20 protein-coding genes are annotated in these 17858 nt (G+C 24.6%); 9 read left to right on the top strand and 11 right to left on the bottom strand.

Annotated features, from left to right (window positions below; all coding sequences use genetic code 4):
- Nucleotides 1-26 precede the first annotated feature (26 nt).
- From ACICQF_RS01115 to ACICQF_RS01140, 6 genes are all read right to left on the bottom strand, one after another.
- Nucleotides 27-416, bottom strand: coding sequence for a hypothetical protein (locus ACICQF_RS01115; protein ID WP_395473371.1), 390 nt, complete (start codon nt 414-416; stop codon nt 27-29).
- A 97-nt stretch (nt 417-513) separates the two neighbouring features.
- A complete protein-coding gene (locus tag ACICQF_RS01120) occupies nt 514-810 on the bottom strand; it encodes a DNA methyltransferase (RefSeq protein ID WP_395473372.1) in 297 nt (98 codons plus the stop codon).
- A gap of 491 nt (nt 811-1301) precedes the next feature.
- Nucleotides 1302-2090: a hypothetical protein gene (locus tag ACICQF_RS01125; protein WP_395473373.1), complete on the bottom strand. Its 789-nt coding sequence runs from the start codon at nt 2088-2090 to the stop codon at nt 1302-1304.
- 268 nt (nt 2091-2358) lie between these two features.
- Nucleotides 2359-2931, bottom strand: coding sequence for a GNAT family N-acetyltransferase (locus tag ACICQF_RS01130; protein ID WP_395473374.1), 573 nt, complete (start codon nt 2929-2931; stop codon nt 2359-2361).
- Between the two features lie 21 nt (nt 2932-2952).
- Nucleotides 2953-3957: a fructose-bisphosphatase class II gene (locus ACICQF_RS01135; RefSeq protein WP_395473375.1), complete on the bottom strand. Its 1005-nt coding sequence runs from the start codon at nt 3955-3957 to the stop codon at nt 2953-2955.
- 397 nt (nt 3958-4354) lie between these two features.
- Nucleotides 4355-5335: an IS30 family transposase gene (locus tag ACICQF_RS01140; protein ID WP_395473376.1), complete on the bottom strand. Its 981-nt coding sequence runs from the start codon at nt 5333-5335 to the stop codon at nt 4355-4357.
- Between the two features lie 171 nt (nt 5336-5506).
- Between ACICQF_RS01140 and ACICQF_RS01145 the strand changes: the two genes are divergently transcribed.
- The 8 genes from ACICQF_RS01145 to ACICQF_RS01180 all read left to right on the top strand — a co-directional run bounded on the left by ACICQF_RS01145 (nt 5507) and on the right by ACICQF_RS01180 (nt 11411).
- Nucleotides 5507-5818 (top strand): HU family DNA-binding protein, encoded by a 312-nt coding sequence (locus ACICQF_RS01145; RefSeq protein ID WP_174480240.1) that lies wholly within the window; start codon nt 5507-5509, stop codon nt 5816-5818.
- A gap of 30 nt (nt 5819-5848) precedes the next feature.
- The gene (locus ACICQF_RS01150) at nt 5849-6862 is read left to right on the top strand and encodes an alpha/beta hydrolase (protein ID WP_395473377.1); all 1014 of its coding nucleotides are present in this window, start codon (nt 5849-5851) and stop codon (nt 6860-6862) included.
- Nucleotides 6863-6932: 70 nt separating this feature from the next.
- A complete protein-coding gene (locus ACICQF_RS01155; protein WP_395473378.1) occupies nt 6933-7799 on the top strand; it encodes an FAD-dependent oxidoreductase in 867 nt (288 codons plus the stop codon).
- Nucleotides 7800-7876: 77 nt separating this feature from the next.
- Entirely contained in the window at nt 7877-8356 is a 480-nt protein-coding gene (locus tag ACICQF_RS01160; RefSeq protein WP_395473379.1) for a hypothetical protein, read from the top strand.
- 59 nt (nt 8357-8415) lie between these two features.
- Nucleotides 8416-9519, top strand: a complete 1104-nt coding sequence (locus tag ACICQF_RS01165; protein ID WP_395473380.1) for a cation:dicarboxylate symporter family transporter — start codon at nt 8416-8418, stop codon at nt 9517-9519.
- A gap of 38 nt (nt 9520-9557) precedes the next feature.
- Nucleotides 9558-9914 carry a cation:dicarboxylate symporter family transporter gene (locus ACICQF_RS01170; RefSeq protein ID WP_395473686.1) on the top strand — a complete coding sequence of 119 codons (357 nt, stop codon included), beginning with the start codon at nt 9558-9560 and terminating at the stop codon, nt 9912-9914.
- Between the two features lie 20 nt (nt 9915-9934).
- Nucleotides 9935-10102 (top strand): hypothetical protein, encoded by a 168-nt coding sequence (locus tag ACICQF_RS01175; protein WP_174480246.1) that lies wholly within the window; start codon nt 9935-9937, stop codon nt 10100-10102.
- Between the two features lie 790 nt (nt 10103-10892).
- Nucleotides 10893-11411, top strand: a complete 519-nt coding sequence (locus ACICQF_RS01180) for a hypothetical protein (RefSeq protein WP_395473381.1) — start codon at nt 10893-10895, stop codon at nt 11409-11411.
- A 19-nt stretch (nt 11412-11430) separates the two neighbouring features.
- On the opposite strand, the gene ACICQF_RS01185 is transcribed toward ACICQF_RS01180, so the two are convergent.
- Nucleotides 11431-12381, bottom strand: coding sequence for an IS30 family transposase (locus ACICQF_RS01185; protein WP_395473382.1), 951 nt, complete (start codon nt 12379-12381; stop codon nt 11431-11433).
- 40 nt (nt 12382-12421) lie between these two features.
- Between ACICQF_RS01185 and ACICQF_RS01190 the strand changes: the two genes are divergently transcribed.
- The gene (locus ACICQF_RS01190; RefSeq protein ID WP_395473383.1) at nt 12422-12592 is read left to right on the top strand and encodes a hypothetical protein; all 171 of its coding nucleotides are present in this window, start codon (nt 12422-12424) and stop codon (nt 12590-12592) included.
- A gap of 69 nt (nt 12593-12661) precedes the next feature.
- Here the strand turns inward: ACICQF_RS01190 and ACICQF_RS01195 are convergent, their stop codons facing one another.
- The 4 genes from ACICQF_RS01195 to ACICQF_RS01210 are packed head-to-tail and all read right to left on the bottom strand — an operon-like array spanning nt 12662 to nt 17445.
- A complete protein-coding gene (locus ACICQF_RS01195) occupies nt 12662-13183 on the bottom strand; it encodes a hypothetical protein (protein ID WP_338958691.1) in 522 nt (173 codons plus the stop codon).
- 20 nt (nt 13184-13203) lie between these two features.
- Nucleotides 13204-15867: a cation-translocating P-type ATPase gene (locus ACICQF_RS01200; protein WP_395473384.1), complete on the bottom strand. Its 2664-nt coding sequence runs from the start codon at nt 15865-15867 to the stop codon at nt 13204-13206.
- 24 nt (nt 15868-15891) lie between these two features.
- On the bottom strand, nt 15892-16767 hold the full coding sequence (locus ACICQF_RS01205) for an aldo/keto reductase (RefSeq protein ID WP_395473385.1): 876 nt from the start codon (nt 16765-16767) through the stop codon (nt 15892-15894).
- 27 nt (nt 16768-16794) lie between these two features.
- Nucleotides 16795-17445, bottom strand: a complete 651-nt coding sequence (locus tag ACICQF_RS01210) for an NAD(P)-dependent oxidoreductase (protein WP_395473386.1) — start codon at nt 17443-17445, stop codon at nt 16795-16797.
- Between the last annotated feature and the right edge of the window lie 413 nt (nt 17446-17858).

Consider the following 17858-nt stretch of genomic DNA (forward strand, 5'->3'; position numbering starts at 1 on the left):
TTTGCATCACCAACTACTAAAATAACTTAAGTATCTTTATTACATATTTTTGAAATTTGTAATAAATACTCTTTCATAAAAATTTTATACGTTTCTAAATCATGTCTATCATCTAACTTAATGTTTTTATTATCTTTATTAGTATTAAATCCTAATATTCACATCTTAAGCCAATTTTGTCTTGTATAATTAATTAAATTTAAATATGGTGGTGATGTAAAAATTAATTTAGGTTTAATATCAAAATAATCCTTTATTTTTAAAGCATTACCCAACTTCACATTAGCAATTTTATTACAATAATGAGCTTTTGATAATACACGTTTTACACGATTACTTATTTTTTCAAAAATATTATCTTTTGGTTTTTTAAGATTATTTTTCAATGCATATTTTCTAACATAGTTAACTGACATTGAAGTGTGATTACTCATACCTAAGGAAAAATATATTGATTAACCATTTTTCTTCATTGGACCATGCATTAATCCTAATGTTATAGCTAAAATAAAATTATCAATTGCTGAAATATATTTTTTTATCTTTGCAATATTTTTCTTCTCAATATTTAATTCTAATTAATACTTCATTAAGTTTAAAACTTTGAGATTTTGCACGAGAAAGTACATAAGCAAATGGATTTAAATCTATTGCATAAGTTTCTCTATTCAATAAACGTGATTGTAAAAGAATTGTTCCTCTACCAGAAAAAGTATCTAATACAATGTCATTTTCTTCTGAATACTTTTGAATAAAATAATCGGCTAAACTTGGTGAAAACATAGCCACATAAGAACAAATTCTATGCATAGAATCACCTCAAACACGACTAAAGTTTTTTTCATGTTTTTTCTTTTGGTAATTCTAATTTGATATTATTAATTAATTTTTCATATATTACTATGTTTGAATTAAATTCCATCTGTTCACCTACTTTCATATTTTGTTATTTTTTTTCTTGAAATCAACCTATTTTAGTTAAAAATCAATTATAAAAATGAATATAATTTTTTATATTTTCTACTCATAAATTTAAAATTTTTTCACTTTCAAATATATTATATATATTATGAATTGTATCATTAAATATACTTCTAGGAGAATTTTGATATTTCGCAGTAACTAATTCCTTAATAGAAGATTTATTTGAAATAATATCATTTTTAGTATTTTCATCTATTTTTTTCATCTCAAGTAAATCTTGAATAAATAATTCAAAATATTTACTAAATTGTAATCCTGTTTTAGACGTATCAAATAATTTATTTAATATTCCATAAAGAGAATTTATTCTGTTCTTTTTAATTAATTTGTTTATATTTTGAAATAACTCAAGTACACCATAAAGATTTATTAATATCATTACTTAAATTTTCAATAGTTCTATCATATTTAAAATGAATTTTCTTTAAAATTTCTTTTTTAATCTGCCTAATATCCTTATTTTGAAAATTAATTTCTTTACTTTTTTTATATAAATCAGAAAATTTTTTACCTAATCTTCTTAAATAAAGAAGTCTAGGAAATGCACTTTTTCCTGTACTACCTGCAGTATGTCTATTATTTACTATTTGTCATAATTCTTCTTCTGTAGATAATTTTCTATTAACTAATGTAATAGAAATGTTATTAAAATAATGAACATTTAGTTTTTGATAATCATTTATACAAATTAAAATTTTTTCTCAATTGTCTTTCAATGCTGAATTTTCTTTTCCTAATTCATTAACTATATAATCATTAATTTCTTTTCATTCAGAATTATTGAAAGAAAATTCTTCTAATAAATACATGCACATCAATCTTCTGTTACCTTCTAATACATAGAAATTTTGTTCTTTATCATCGGGAATAATATGAATATTATCATTAGAAGCTGTAAATCTATCAGATAAAGATGAAATTAATTCATATAAAACTTCTAAGTTTTTTCTTTCTAAATTTAATATTTTTTTAATTTCAACAAAAATTGAATAGTTATCATAATATATTTTATCTAATTTAATATTAAGATCTAGAATTCTAGGGTTTACAGGCAACATTCTTAAATCATTATATTTTTTTTCAACTATTGTAAATTTTTGTTCCAAAATATTCACCTTATTCTAAAATAAATCTTCATACTTATATTTATTTTAACAAATATAATTAAGAAGTATGCTAAAAATTAATAAAGTTACATTAAATAAATATTTAGAAATTGAATATAATTATGAAGATTTTATTATAGAATATAAATTATAAGAAGATAAAATGAATAAATTAATTTTATTTTTAGTTGAAAAAACGTTAGAAAATAAATTAACTACTAGAGGGTTAAAACTTTTAAACTATAATCCTACTTTTTTTAAAAAAACTTTATTTTTTAAAATACTCACTACGAATAATACTAAATATTTTACAATCACTAACTTTACCATCTTTAATAAAATTACTACGAGAAATTCCTTCAAACTTCATGCCAACACTTTCCATCGTTTTCGCTGAAGCAATATTCTCTTTAACACAACTACCTTCAATTCTAATACTATTAGTATTTTCAAATCCATACTTAATAGCAGTCAACAATGCCTCTTTGGCATAACCTTTACCCCACTCTTTTGGATTAAAAGCATAACCTATTTCCAAACATTTAGTATGAGTAAAATATCTAATAAAACCACAAGTACCGATCATCGTATTGGTTTCATCATCTTTTAATTGCACTGCTCACATTAAAGAACTTAATTGTTTATATTCTTGTAATAAAGAATTAATAAAACCAATACTATCATTAATACTTTTATGAGCTTTTCACGGTACATATTTTGTAATATTTTCATTCTTTGCATAATTAAATAATGCTTGTGCATCATTTAAAGTAATAGGTCGTAGTTTTAAACGTTGACTTTCTAAAACTGGGATAGCAGGTAAAAGATCAATATCATTCATAATTTTCTCCTTTAAATATTTTTAAACATACTTATTATATATTTTCATAATTTTTTCAACACTTGTCAATAGTTTATTAACCTGACTAACACTATAAGTAACTTCCATATTTCTAACAACACCATGTGAAACAAAAAAAGTATTTAAATAATATTTACCATAATAATATTTAATTGCTTTTAAACTTCCACCAGCTGTTAAACCCGTTGCAACAAAACGGACATTTTCATCTTTTACTAAATCTTTAGCAAAATAATATGATAATTTATATTTTTTAATAGCAATATCTTCAATATTAATACGAATTTTAGTATCTTCATCAGTGGGTCATATTGTTTGATAGGAAATTAACTTAGTTTTAATATTGCCACCAGCACTTAATGCTAATGCTGCCATTAATGCTCCTTCAGGAGCACCACCAATACCATAAACAAAATCTGCTTCCTTATTAATAACATCAATAGCAGCAAGCACATCACCATCACCAATTAAACGAACAATAATACCTAAATCATGCAACTTTTCAATTATTTTTTGATGTCTTGGTTTATCTAAAATAATACCAATTAAATCATTATGTTTTTTCATCTTTTGCATAGTTTTAATATTAGTAATAAAATCATCTTCATTGTTAATAGCATCTTCTAAATCGGGTCCAACAAATAATTTTTCCATATACATTTCTGGTAACTTTAAAATAGTATTAGGTGCTTCTGCTGCTAAACAAGCAATACTACCAGCAATATTATAAGCAGCAGGATAAGTACCTTCTACTGGATCAACTGCTAAATCATAAGTTAAAGTTTTTCCTTTTCCTAACTCTTGATTAACAAATAACATTGGTGCTTGATCTAACTCACCTTCACCAACGATAATACGACATTTAATAGGGGCATTATCTAACATAATTGTCATTGCTTCAACAGCAGCAAAGTCAACAGCATTCTTATTTTTACGACCAATAAATTTATAAGCATCAATTGTTGCCATTTCTACTGCTCTAATTAAATACATATCCTTATTCATATTTTTCTCCATAATTAAAATGTTCATTGTTAATTATATGATAATTTTTAACAAAAAACCTAATTATTAAATCTCTTTTTTATTACTTTTAAATATTAACGCTATTGATACTTAGTTTTACAAAAAATTTATGAACAAAATTTTGAATTTAAAAAACACTGCCTAAAAAATATTAAAAATTTTAATAATTTCCAAAAGTTATTTCATGAAAAATTATTTTAAAGTTTTATAATTTAAAATAAAGATTTTGACAGATTAAATAAATTAAATTTAGTAAGAAAATAAAAAAGAATTAAGTATTTAGTAATACTAATTTTAACTAGTATATTAAGTACTAATATGATTATAAATAGCAATATATTTTAAAAAATTAATCAAATATTAAACTCATCGCAAACTAAATGCTAAATTGTAAAGGTAAGTGCAAATAAATTATTTTTCTATCCAAATATTCGATTGGTGAAAGATAATTTAATATTTTTCTCGGTCTTTGATTTAAAGACAATATAAATTTATGAACTTCATTTTTATTAGTTTTTGAAAAAATAAATTTTTTAGGAAATTTTTCTCTAATTAAACCATTAGTATTTTCATTAGTACCTCTTTGTCAAGGTGAATATGGATTGGCAAAATAAATTTTTACATCTAAATTTTTTTCAAGTTGTTGTCAATTTGAAAATTCTTTGCCACGATCAAAAGTAATAGTTTTAACAATGTTTTTAGGAAGAATTGATAAATAATAACTGACATTTTTATTAATAACTTTAGTAGTTCTGTTTTTAACTAATATTGCTAAAGTAAATCGTGATACTCTTTCAACTAAAGTTATTAAACATGATTTACTTTTACCTCGTGATGATACTATAGTATCTCCTTCTCAATGACCAAGTGTTATACGATCATTAACATTTATATCTCGTTCTTTAATTGATTTACCATTAAACTTGCCACGATTTTCTTTAGATTTTCGTTTTTTACCTTTTCTTCTTAAATTTTTACTAGTAACTTTATCCAGCATTCCAAAATAAATTCAAGTATAAATTGTTTTAAAACTAATAACTCACTCTTTATGAAAATTTTTAATTCTGCCATAAATTTGTTCAGGTGATCAACCTAATAGTAATTTTTGTTGTACATATTTTACTAAATTATTATTTTTAAACTTATGAAAACTAATATGTGATTGTTTTCGATTTTCAGCTTTATTTTGTGCAATTAATGAAAAATAATGATTATTATCTTTATTTCTATTAATTTCTCGAATAATAGTACTAATACTTCGATTAAGATTTTTAGCTATTTCACTAATTTTAAATTTAAATTTCAATTGATTCTCAATATAAATCCTTTCATCTATGCCAAGATGTTTATAACTCATATAAAAACTCCTTACTTTTTTCTAAACTAAATTTAGCATTATGAAATTTTTATATGAGAATTTTTTGCAATTTTATTTACTTGCACTTACAAGTATAATTCAGCAATTTAGCAATAAAATAATATAAAATAATATTAAAAGGATATGGGCAAACAGATAGGGTTGATTTTTATGAACGCAAAAGAATTAATTGCAAGAGTATCAGATAAAACTAAATTTAACATTCAAGATATTGAAATAGTTTTTAATTGTGTAATTGAAGAAATTAAAAATATTAACCAACTAGGTAAAGTAATTACTATTCCTAATTTTGGTACTTTTAAAATCAAAAAAGTAAAACCCTGTTTACGACGAAATAGTAAAAATAATGGACAACACGTAGTTAGCAAATACAAATATATTAAATTTATACCTTATAAAAAATATAAAAAATATATTCGTTGTAAACCAAAACCAACAATACTAAATAATGTCGACTATTAAAATGTATGACCTAAAATGTGAGGAAAACCAATGAAACAAAGTAGTATTAATAGAATAAAATTAAGACAAAAAGTTAATATAAATTCAATTGAAATGTTTAAAGCATGCTTGCAATATAATTCACAATTTCAACCGAAAGTTAAAATTGAATTAGCAAAATGGCCAATGTATTTTGAATATTGAGAATACCTAGAAAAACATGAAAATATAATTCCTTTTTCAATTAAAACATCAATTGACAATTTAACATTATACGGTAATCTTTTAAAAAGTCCCCTTAAAAATGAAAATAATAATAAAACAATAATTCTATTACACGGAATAACTAATACAAGATTTTGAATATTTAAACAATCTTTCATTTTTTTACGTGCTGGCTACAATGTTATTTGATATGATGCTCGTAACCATGGTGAAAGTGATGCATCACCAACAACTTTTGGTTTAAAAGAATCACAAGATTTACAAGACATTATTGAATACTGTTGTAAAACATATAAACAAGAAACTACTGCTTTAGGATTATATGGTTTTTCATTAGGTGGCGCAACAGTAGTAATGTGAAGCAATTTATATGCAAAACATAAAATTAATCAAAAAGTAAAATTCATTATTTCTGATTGTACATTTAGTCGCTTAGATCGTACCTATAGTGAAAAACTATACAACTATGCTTTCTTACCTACTAATTTAATGCTGAAATTAAGTCGTAAAAAAGCACAAAAAGCATTTGGTGTTGATGGTTTACAAGAAATACAACCAATTAAATATTTAAAACTAATACCTGATATGCCAATGTTATTTCTTCATGGTCAAAATGATCACTTTATTAACTACACTAATGCTAACGAATTATTTCAAGAAAAAATTCGCTATGAAATACCAAAAAAAAGTTCATTATACACTATCCTTGATGCTAACCACGGTCAAAGTTTTTTAATTGGTGATTTAGACTACACAGTTGTTAATGAATATAATTTAGTAACTGATAAGGGTATTAGTGACACTACTTTAGAATTTGTTCAAAAATGAATCAATACTTAAGATAAACACTATTAATTGATTTTTTTATTAAATATATATTATAATTAATGAGAGTGGAGCGATGATAAAAATGAAAATTAAAGTTATTATTATTGGTGCTGGTGCGACTGGGATGGGAGTTGCGAATAAATTATTACGTAGTGAAAAAAATAGTGATAAAAACTTTGATATCCATGTTTATCAAGAAAAAAACTATATTTCACTTGGTGCTTGTGGTATTCCTTATTATATTGCTAATGAATTTAAAGATAAAAAACTTTTAAATGACCGTACAAAAAAAGATTTTTCAGAAAAAACTAATAATAAAAATAAAATTAAAATTCATTTAAATCAAAATGTTATTAAAGTCGATACAGCAAAACAAGAAATTCATGTCAAAAAAACAATAGACGATAAAACTAAAGCAAAAGTTGTATCTTATCATGCCTTAGTTATTGCAACAGGAGCCAAACCAAAAATTCCGCCACCTTTTAGTCATGGTATTTTACCACATAATGTTTATAATGTTTTTACTAAAGAAGATGCCATAAATCTAAAAAAAGCAATGAAAAATGCTAAAAAAATAGTTATTATTGGTGGTGGATTTATTGGCATGGAAATGGCAGAAGCGTGCTTAAAACAAAAAAAAGATGTCACAATCGTTGAAATGAAAGATCGATTAATGGCAGACGTTGTTGATAAAGAATTTAGTCAATTAATTTATGATGAACTAACCAAAAAAAATATTAATCATAAAACTAAATCAAAAAACAATGCCACTATTTTACTAAACTATCAAGTTGAAGAACTAATGATGACTCATAATAATGTTAATGATTTGCGTTTAAGAAGTGTAAATGATAAAAAAAACGGAAAAACAATACCTTGTGATTTAGTAATACTAGCAGTTGGTTTTGAACCAAATACGAATTTTTACAAAATAGCAATATTGAATTAAACAAAAATAAAGCAATTATTATTAACGAATTCTGTCAAATTCCTTCTAAAGAAAATCTTACAAAAAAGTTTTCAAATATGTATAGTGGTGGTGATTGTGCACAAATATATAGTCAATTTGATAAATCATCAATATATGTTCCCTTGGCAACTAATGCTAATAAAATGGCACGTATTATTGCTGATAATATTAAAAACCCAGAACATAAATATCCAGGAACTTTAGGGTCAAGTATTTTACGTGTTGGTAATTTAGAAATAACAAAAACTGGTAGTTTTGATACGATTGATAAAAATAAAATTGGTAGTGTTTATATTAAAGATTATGATCTACCAAGATACTTAAAACAATCTCGTCCTTTATACTTAAAACTATTTTATGATAAAACAAATTTCCAATTACTGGCAGCACAAATGGCAGGTTATAATCATGCCACATTAAGAATTAATGCTCTTGCTACTGCCATTTGAAATAAAATGGACATCAGTGATTTACAAAATTTAGATTTAGTTTATTCACCTCCTTTTGCTCGTACTAGTGTGATATTATTCATATAGCAAGCAGAAAAGTAACATCGTCATAACCTATAAAAAATAAAAAGAATGAGGTAGCAACTATGACAACTCTTAGTAATGACAATATTAACTTATTAAGAGACTTTGTTGGTATTTCACACTGACAAAGTCTAATCGGGATAATTGTCTTTTTTAGTATTATCCTAGCACTTTCTATTTTTATTAAAAAAACTAAACCTAAATTTCCAATTCGTATTTTTACTGGAATGGGATTAGGACTAATTTTTGGTATTACTATCCAAACTATTACTGGTTTTAATAGTCATAACATTACTTATCCTAACTTACCTGGAACACCAATAAAACCTAATCCTGACTATATACCCTGAGTTGCAGAAATTGTACACTGAATTGAATTATTAAAAACTATTTTTATTATTGGTATTACTATGTTAACTATTCCATTAGTATTTTTAGCTATCGCTAGAATTACTAGTAAAAAAAATAGTAACTCAAAAACAATAACTAAAGTTTCAGGAGTTGGTATTACTATTTTATTAATAAATGTGGCTATTGCTTTTACTATTGCCTTTGGACTAGGAATTGCTTTCAAAATTGGGCAAGGTTTTAATTTAACTGATGGTGGTAATTACGATAAAACTACTGCCAAAACAATTCTCGAAATTATCATTAGTTACGTTCCTAGCAGCTTAATTGGTGTTTTTACTCAAACATTAATTATTCCAATTATTGTACTTGGTGCTTTAATTGGATTTGCAATTAAAAAACTAACTAAGCATAATGAAGAACGAATGGACAAAGCAAGAAACACTTTAGAAACAATGTGAAAAATTATTATTTCAATATTAATGATGTTTATTAAAATTATGCCATTTGCTGTTATGAGTATGCTAGCAACAGCAATTATTAATCAACCAATTGGTGCACTTGCTAATATTGGCATTATTATTGGGGTTGCTTATTTAGCACTACTTATTACTTTCTTATGACATTTATTATCATTATATTTATTTGGTATTAATCCTTATCGTTGATTAGTAAAAGCACAGAAACCAATTATTGCTGGTTTTACAACTCAGTATTCTAATGCCGCTTTACCAATTGCTATGAATACCTTAAAAGAAGATTTAAAAGTGAAAGAAGAGGGTAGTGATACAGTAATGCCACACTTTCAACAACAATAGGTTTAAGTGGCTGTGCTGGAGTACAAGCTGGAATTATTTTATCTTTCTTATGATTTAGTGTTATCCTTCCTGGTAATTTTCCCAACTGAACAATCGCTATTTTATTTATTAATGGTTTAATTGTAACACTAGTTGCTTCATTAGGAATTGCGGGAGTGCCAGGAACTGCTGCTGTTGTAACGGCTGGTGTTTTAGGTGGTCTTGGTTTTGGTAGCTATTATGCTGCTGTTTATGGTATTATTGGTGCCTTAGATGGTTTATTTGATATGGGCAGAACTGCAGTTAATATTTCTGGTGGTTTACAAGCTACTGTTATTGTTTCTCGCAATCAAGAATTAATTGAAGATGAAAAACTTTTATTAAAAAATACCCTTTTAAGAGTTTACACATTTTAACAAAGAAAGTTGGAGCCAAATTGTTAATTAGATCTGAAAAAAATGATAAGATTCAAGCATTAAAAAAAGATACTAAAGTTAAAATTGAAGCATTAAAAAAAGTAAAAAATAGTGAGAATGATATTAAATTTTTAAAAGAGCAGTTAAAAAAAGATATTAAAGCAATTAAGAATGGCAAAGATGTATAATTTCCAACTATTATTACATTAAATATTTTTAGTAATCTATTTCATAAAGATATCACAAAACTAAATATATAATAGAAATTAAATGAGGAAAATAACTAATTTTTTGAGATGGACTAATAAAGATTAATTGATGTGCTAATATATTTCTACCTTCAATAATACCTTTTATTAAAGGACTTTTATCAAATCCTAATGTATAATCATTATCCTTTGATTAAAATCATTTTTTTCTTTATACATATCTTCTAATTGACTTAATAAGATATTCATTTTTTTGAATTTTCTTTAAACTATCTGTAACATTTGCAATTGCCTGCTGTTTATTTGATGTTACTGGTTTATTTTTCTCTGCAAAATAATTTTGCATATAAATATCTGAAATATTTGTTTGTTTAGTTATATCAATAATTATTGAACCTTGATAACTTTTATCATTAAAACTACTAATTATTTTTACATTTTATTTTAGAAATTTTTTGTCATTCTTATTTATTGCCGTGAATAATATTATATAATGGTATTTAAGTTCTATTTTATATAATTTATATGAAAGTAAATGAATTTAAAGGAGAAAAATAAAATGAAAAATTTATTAAAATTATTATCAATTTTAGCAATATAAACACCAATACCATTAACTGTAGTTGCTTGTGATACACCAGACTCAAAAAAAGATACAAAAATTGATATTTCAACAAAAATTCCTAATAATATAGATTTAGGGATATTAAAATTTAAAAAAAATATAAAATCTGAATTTTTAAATAAATTACAAGAAAAATTAGTAACAATGTTAGGTTTAAAAACTATTACAAGTAATGACTATGATGTTTATATAAAAATTTTTGAAAAATATTTTTACTTTAAAGATTTATACTTTATTGATATTTTCAAACAAAATGATTTTTTAACTTTAAATTTAAATATTAAAATTGTTGCTAAAAATGGAACCAAATTTAAAGGAGAAAAAAATAATATTACAATTAGTTACTGCTTATTAAAATCATGAACTGATTTAAACCAAATTACTAATATTGATAGTCCAAGTCAAATTGAGGCCATTGACCCGAATGCTGTTACAAAAGAAGAATTAGAAAATTCATTAGATTCAATCATCAATAATTCTGTACAAAAAATATGTTATGACGATATTGTCATCAAAGAACTTGATTATGTATATGATATAATAGATGAAGATTGCATTAATAGAATTACTACTATTGATTTATCAACTACTAGTAAAATAGTCAAAGTTAAAATTACTGCTCAATGAAATTCAATTGATTTTGTTGGAACGACTAATTGCTAAATTGTAAAGGTAAGTGCAACTAAATTATTTTTCTATCCAAATATTCGATTGGTGAAAGATAATTTAATATTTTTCTCGGTCTTTGATTTAAAGACAATATAAATTTATGAACTTCATTTTTATTAGTTTTTGAAAAAATAAATTTTTTAGGAAATTTTTCTCTAATTAAACCATTAGTATTTTCATTAGTATCTCTTTGTCAAGGTGAATATGGATTGGCAAAATAAATTTTTACATATAAATTTTTTTCAAGTTGTTGTCAATTTGAAAATTCTTTGCCACGATCAAAAGTAATAGTTTTAACAATGTTTTTAGGAAGAATTGATAAATAATAACTGACATTTTTATTAATAACTTTAGTAGTTCTGTTTTTAACTAATATTGCTAAAGTAAATCGTGATACTCTTTCAACTAAAGTTATTAAACATGATTTGCTTTTACCTCGTGATGATACTATAGTATCTCCTTCTCAATGACCAAGTGTTATACGATCATTAACATTTATATCTCGTTCTTTAATTGATTTACCATTAAACTTGCCACGATTTTCTTTAGATTTTCGTTTTTTACCTTTTCTTCTTAAATTTTTACTATTAACTTTATCAAGCATTCCAAAATAAATTCAAGTATAAATTGTTTTAAAACTAATAACTCACTCTTTATGAAAATTTTTAATTCTGCCATAAATTTGTTCAGGTGATCAACCTAATAGTAATTTTTGTTGTACATATTTTACTAAATTCTTATTTTTAAACTTATGAAAACTAATATGTGATTGTTTTCGATTTTCAGCTTTATTTTGTGCAATTAATGAAAAATAATGATTATTATCTTTATTTTTATTAATTTCTCGAATAATAGTACTAATACTTCGATTAAGATTTTTAGCTATTTCACTAATTTTAAATTTAAATTTCAATTGATTCTCAATATAAATCCTTTCATCTATGCCAAGATGTTTATAACTCATATAAAAACTCCTTACTTTTTTCTAAACTAAATTTAGCATTATGAAATTTTTATATGAGAATTTTTTGCAATTTTATTTACTTGCACTTACAAGTATAATTCAGCAATTTTTACTAATAAAATCAAATCTATTTCATATTTCTCTATTTTCAAAGAGAAATTTTTCAACATATTTATATACTTTATCTTTAATTTTATTTTTTCAAAAATAAAATCTCCATTCTATTAAAGTAATTTATAATTAAATTATAAAATAAAATCAAAATTTTTTTCAAAAACTATTATGCTGTTAGTAAAAAATTATTTATTTTTTCAAAAACAACATTCATATTTAATTTCTTAGGTTTAAAAGAACCATTGTTATTAATTTTCATAAACATTTCTTTATATCACAAAGAAAGTTGTTCATAAAAATATTTATTTATTTTATCTTTGTTTTTAATTGTCATCATCATAATTTCATATCAATTTAAATTACATTTATATGGCTGAAAACCTTTTAAATCTCATTGTATGCAACATTCAATAATTAAAAAATCAGGAGTTGCAACAAATTCAAAATCATTGTATTTAGTATAACATTTAAATAATGAATTAACATAATGATTTCGTTTTTGCATTTCTAATTCTCATTTACATAAAAGTAAATTAAAGTAGTTGCGTTCCAAATCTAAAAATGGTTGCATTGCCATATTTGTAATTTTTTTATTTAAACAATGATCATACATTAGTAATTCCTTACGCAATGCAGTTAAACTCATATCTGGTGTATAACTAAATAATTCATACGGAATAATTCTCATTATTAATTTTCCATTCTATATTATTTAACTTTTACTTTATTTTGTTCTTTTTTAATTAATTTATTAACTAAAAGTCTAATTCCTTTATACACTTCTAATAATCACATTGGTATTGTTGATAAAGCAATACAAAGTAATCAATCAACTGCACGAAAACCAGCACCAATACCAAAAGCATTGCTAACAACAGGTGTAAAAATAATAAAAGTATTAATAGCAAAAGCACTAATCGCCGCAACTCAAATATATTTATTTTTTCAAGTAATCTTATTAAAAATACTTGTATTAGCACCTGAAACAAAAGAAAATGCATAAAAAAAAGGAGCATTAGTCATTATAACAAAAACAAAAACAAAACCTTCGCTATTATTTTCATGTAAAATTTGAGGTAAAAAATGAAAAGCTAATAGTAACAAGGTACTTAATATTATACTAACAATACCAATAAATCCTCAACTACCAGTAAGAATTCTATCATTCCGTTTTGTTGGTTTTCTAAGCATTAAATCAGAGTTATTAGGTCCCATTGACATTGGAATTGCAATAACAGATTCAACAATTAAATTAATTCATAAAATTTGAATTGGTTGCAATAATTCATTTCATCCAAAAATAGCACTAATAACAATTGAAAATACTTGGGCCATATTAGTAATTAAAATAAAAATAACAATTCTTTTAATTTTACTGTAAATATTACGCCCTTCTTCAATAGCATCAACAATAGTAGCAAAATTATCATCAGTTAATACTATTTGTGAAGATTCTTTAGCAACATCGGTTCCCGTAATACCCATCGCTACTCCAATATCTGCTGCTTTTAAACTAGGAGCATCATTAACACCATCACCAGTCATCGAAACAACCTTATTATGACTCTGTAATGCTTTAACAATCTTAACTTTATGTTCAGGAGAAACACGAGCAAAAACTCGATATTGATTAATATTAGCATTAAATGATTCTTCTGGAATATCATCAATTGTATTACCACTAAGTGCTTGTGTTTTATTTTCAATCAAACCTAATTCTTGACCAATAGCAACAGCAGTATTTAAATGATCACCAGTAATCATAATTGTATCAATACCTGCTTTTTTAGTTTTAACTAAAGAATCTTTAACTTCGTTTCTTGGTGGATCAATCATTCCAACTAATCCTAAAAAAGTTAAATTACTTTCAATTTCATTAATATTACTATAATCTTTCGTATTATTAACAGTTTTATAACTTGCTCCTAAAACACGTAATGCTGAATTTGACATTTCTTCCATACTTGCAATTATTTCTTTTTTAATTTGTGCAGTTAATACTACTCTTTCGTTATTAATAAGCGTATGAGTACAAATATTAATCATATTATCAACCGCGCCTTTAACAAAAACATAAGTTTCTTTATCATATTCATTAATTGTTGACATTAATTTACGATTGGAATCAAAAGGTATTTCATGAACTCGAGTATGTTTATCACTAAGTGCCTTTGTTGGAAACTTTAATGTTTCTGATCAATTAATAAGTGCTGCTTCTGTTGGATCACCAATAGTTTTATTTTTACTAACTTCACTATTATTACATAATACTAAACAATCTAAAAATAATTGTTCTTGTTTAGTTTTCTTTTTAAAGTCATTACTATCATTAACTGATTTTGTTAAATAATATTTTTTAACAGTCATTTTATTTTGTGTTAAAGTTCCGGTTTTATCAGAACAAATAATATCAACTTGACCTAATGTTTCAACAGCAGGTAAATGTTTAACAATAGCATGTTTTTTTGCCATTCTTGAACTTCCCAGTGATAATGAAACGGTGACAATAACTTGCAAACCTTCAGGTATTACTGCTATTGTTAAAGCAATTCCAAAAATTAAAGCATTAATAGCAGGTACTTTAATTAAGAAAAATTGTAGTAAAAACATAGCTAAACCTAATAATAAAGCAAAAACTGAAATTATTCTAATTAAAAAAGACATTTGTCGCGTTAATGGTGATTTAGATTCTTTTTCTTCTTGTAATAACTTAGTTATTTTTCCAATTTCAGAAGTTTTTGCTGTTGCATAAACTAAACCAAGACCACTACCTGTCGCAATAGAAGTAGACATAAAAGCAAGATTAGTTCTTTCACCAATTGATAATTTTTCTTCAGTTAATGCTTCAGTAGTTTTACTAATTAAGGTTGATTCACCAGTTAAAAGTGATTCATTAGTACGTAAATTATAAGACTGAATAATACGCAGATCAGCAGGTACAAACATTCCCGCATCTAAATAAACCAAATCACCTACCACTAAATCTTTAGCATCAATATCGTATTTATTACCATTACGAATTACTACTGCTTGTGAAGAAACTAATTTCTTTAAAGAGTCCAAAGAAGCTGCAGCTTTTACTTCTTGATAAGTAGCCAAAGTAGCATCAACAATTACAATTAAAAAAACAACTAATGCTTCTTGTCATTGACCAATAACAGTAGCAATAATTGCTAATGCAATTAATACTAAAACAAATGGTTCAATAAAATGTGCTAAAACTATTTTTCAAATTGGCTTTTTTTTCGTAACTGGTAATTGATTAGGTCCTGTTTCTATTAACAATTGAGCTGCGGCTTCTTCAGTTAAACCTGTAACAAAATTAGTATTTAGTTTTTTTGCTAATTCCTTAGTTGTATCATTTCAAATCACAATTATTTAACCCCCTTTTTAAATTTAATCCATCATAATTCCTTTTCAAAATTTTTTATCATTAGATTGTGGGCCTAAAGCAGTTTGTGGTAATTTTTGAATTTTTAACATTTCTTCTTCTGTTAGTTCAAAACCCCCAATATCGGGATTACTAATAATTCGCTCTGGATTAGTTGATTTAGGAATAACTACTTGATCCAATTGTCAAGCTCATCTTAAAGCAATGTGACTAGTAGTAACCTTGTATTTATTTGCTAATTCTTGTAATAATGGTATTTCATCTGCTCTACCACCTAGCATTGTTCTTCATGAAGTAACAGCAATATTATTCTCGTAACAAAAATCTATTGTGTTTTTTTGATTAAAACCAAGATGTGTTTCAATTTGATTAATTGCTGGTTTTATTTTTATTTTTTTTAAAAAATCTTTTAATTGTGAACTATTAAAATTTGAAACACCAATTGCCCTAACTTTACCATATTCATAAAATTCTTCTAAGGCTCTTCAACATTCAAAACTTTGTTTAGTTGGTCAATGAATTAAACATAAATCTAAATAATCTAGTTTTAAACGAGTCAGGATACCACGCAAAGCATCTTTAGTAAGTTCATATTCATGATTGTCATTTCAAATTTTAGAAGTAATAAATAAATCTTCCCTTTTAACTTCTGGATTTTCTGCTAAAAAATCTTTAATTGTATTACCAATTATCTCCTCGTTTTTATAATATTCTGCAGTATCAATATGACGATAACCATTTTGCAAAGCACAAATTACTGAATTATAAATAGATTTACTATCAACCATTAAATATGTACCTAATCCAAATTGAGGAATTTTGACACCATTATTTAGAGTTATCGTTTTTTGTAAAATTTGTTCTTTTGTAAGTTTTACCATTTGTCTAATATCCTTTCAAACAAAATATTAATTATAACCCGCTGTAAAACGTTTTTTAATAAATTTTTGTTCTTTAATCTCATTAATAATAGCAATTGCAGCATCACCATAACTAATCTCACTTTTTCCTTCTTTATTAACAATTAAATGATTGTTACCAATTTTAAATTTACCTAAAGTTGGTAATTCTGGGTCATAGTATAAAGAAGGACTAAAATATTTTCAATTAATGTCACTGCTACGATAAGTAGCTAATGCTTTAACTTGTTGTTGTGCATGTTCTTTTCATGCTTCAGGAAATGCACTTGTTTCTACTAATATTTCGTTCTTATCATCTAACAAAATACCAGCACCACCAACAATTAATAACCTTTTAATATTTTGACATTCATGCATGATAGTAATTAAGTTTTTAGCAACTTGCTGATTAATATTTTGGGGATTATCAATAGTAGGGTCGTAAGCACTAATTAAAATATCAACATCATTAACAACCGCTTTAATACTACTTTTATTAGTAAGATCAGCTTTTTTAATGGTCAATCGATTATCATTATTAAGAATTGGCATTTTAATAGGATTTCTAGTAATGGCAACAACTTGATATCCTTGTTTTAAAACTTCTTTAGTTAAAGCAAGTCCTGATTTTCCTGATGCTCCAATAATTCCAATTTTCATAGTTAATACTCCTTTTCAAACTTAATTTTAACGAAGAGTCAACAATATACTATAGTAATTATAGCATAAGTACACCTTATATTAGGTATTAGTTTGGGTGTTAGTAAATCATAAAATTATGATTTTAATTTATAATATTGCTACTTTTACTCATAAATTTACAATTATATATAATAATTTAATTACAAAAATATTTTTAAAATAAAGTCTTTATTCAAAAAAACAAAAAGATGAAGGAGAAAATATGTTATTTAAAGAAAATACAGAAAATTAAAATGTTACATTTTGTATTAAAAACCCTACTGTAAAATATGAATTTCAATTACATCAAGATAATAATCCATTAGAAATTGAAACACTAGAAAAAGTAACAGTAACTTGTCATCGCGGTGATTATATTATTACAGGAGTTA

This window comes from Spiroplasma endosymbiont of Nomada rufipes, assembly GCF_964277355.1.
In the GTDB taxonomy this organism is placed as follows: domain Bacteria; phylum Bacillota_I; class Bacilli_A; order Mycoplasmatales; family VBWQ01; genus Spiroplasma_E.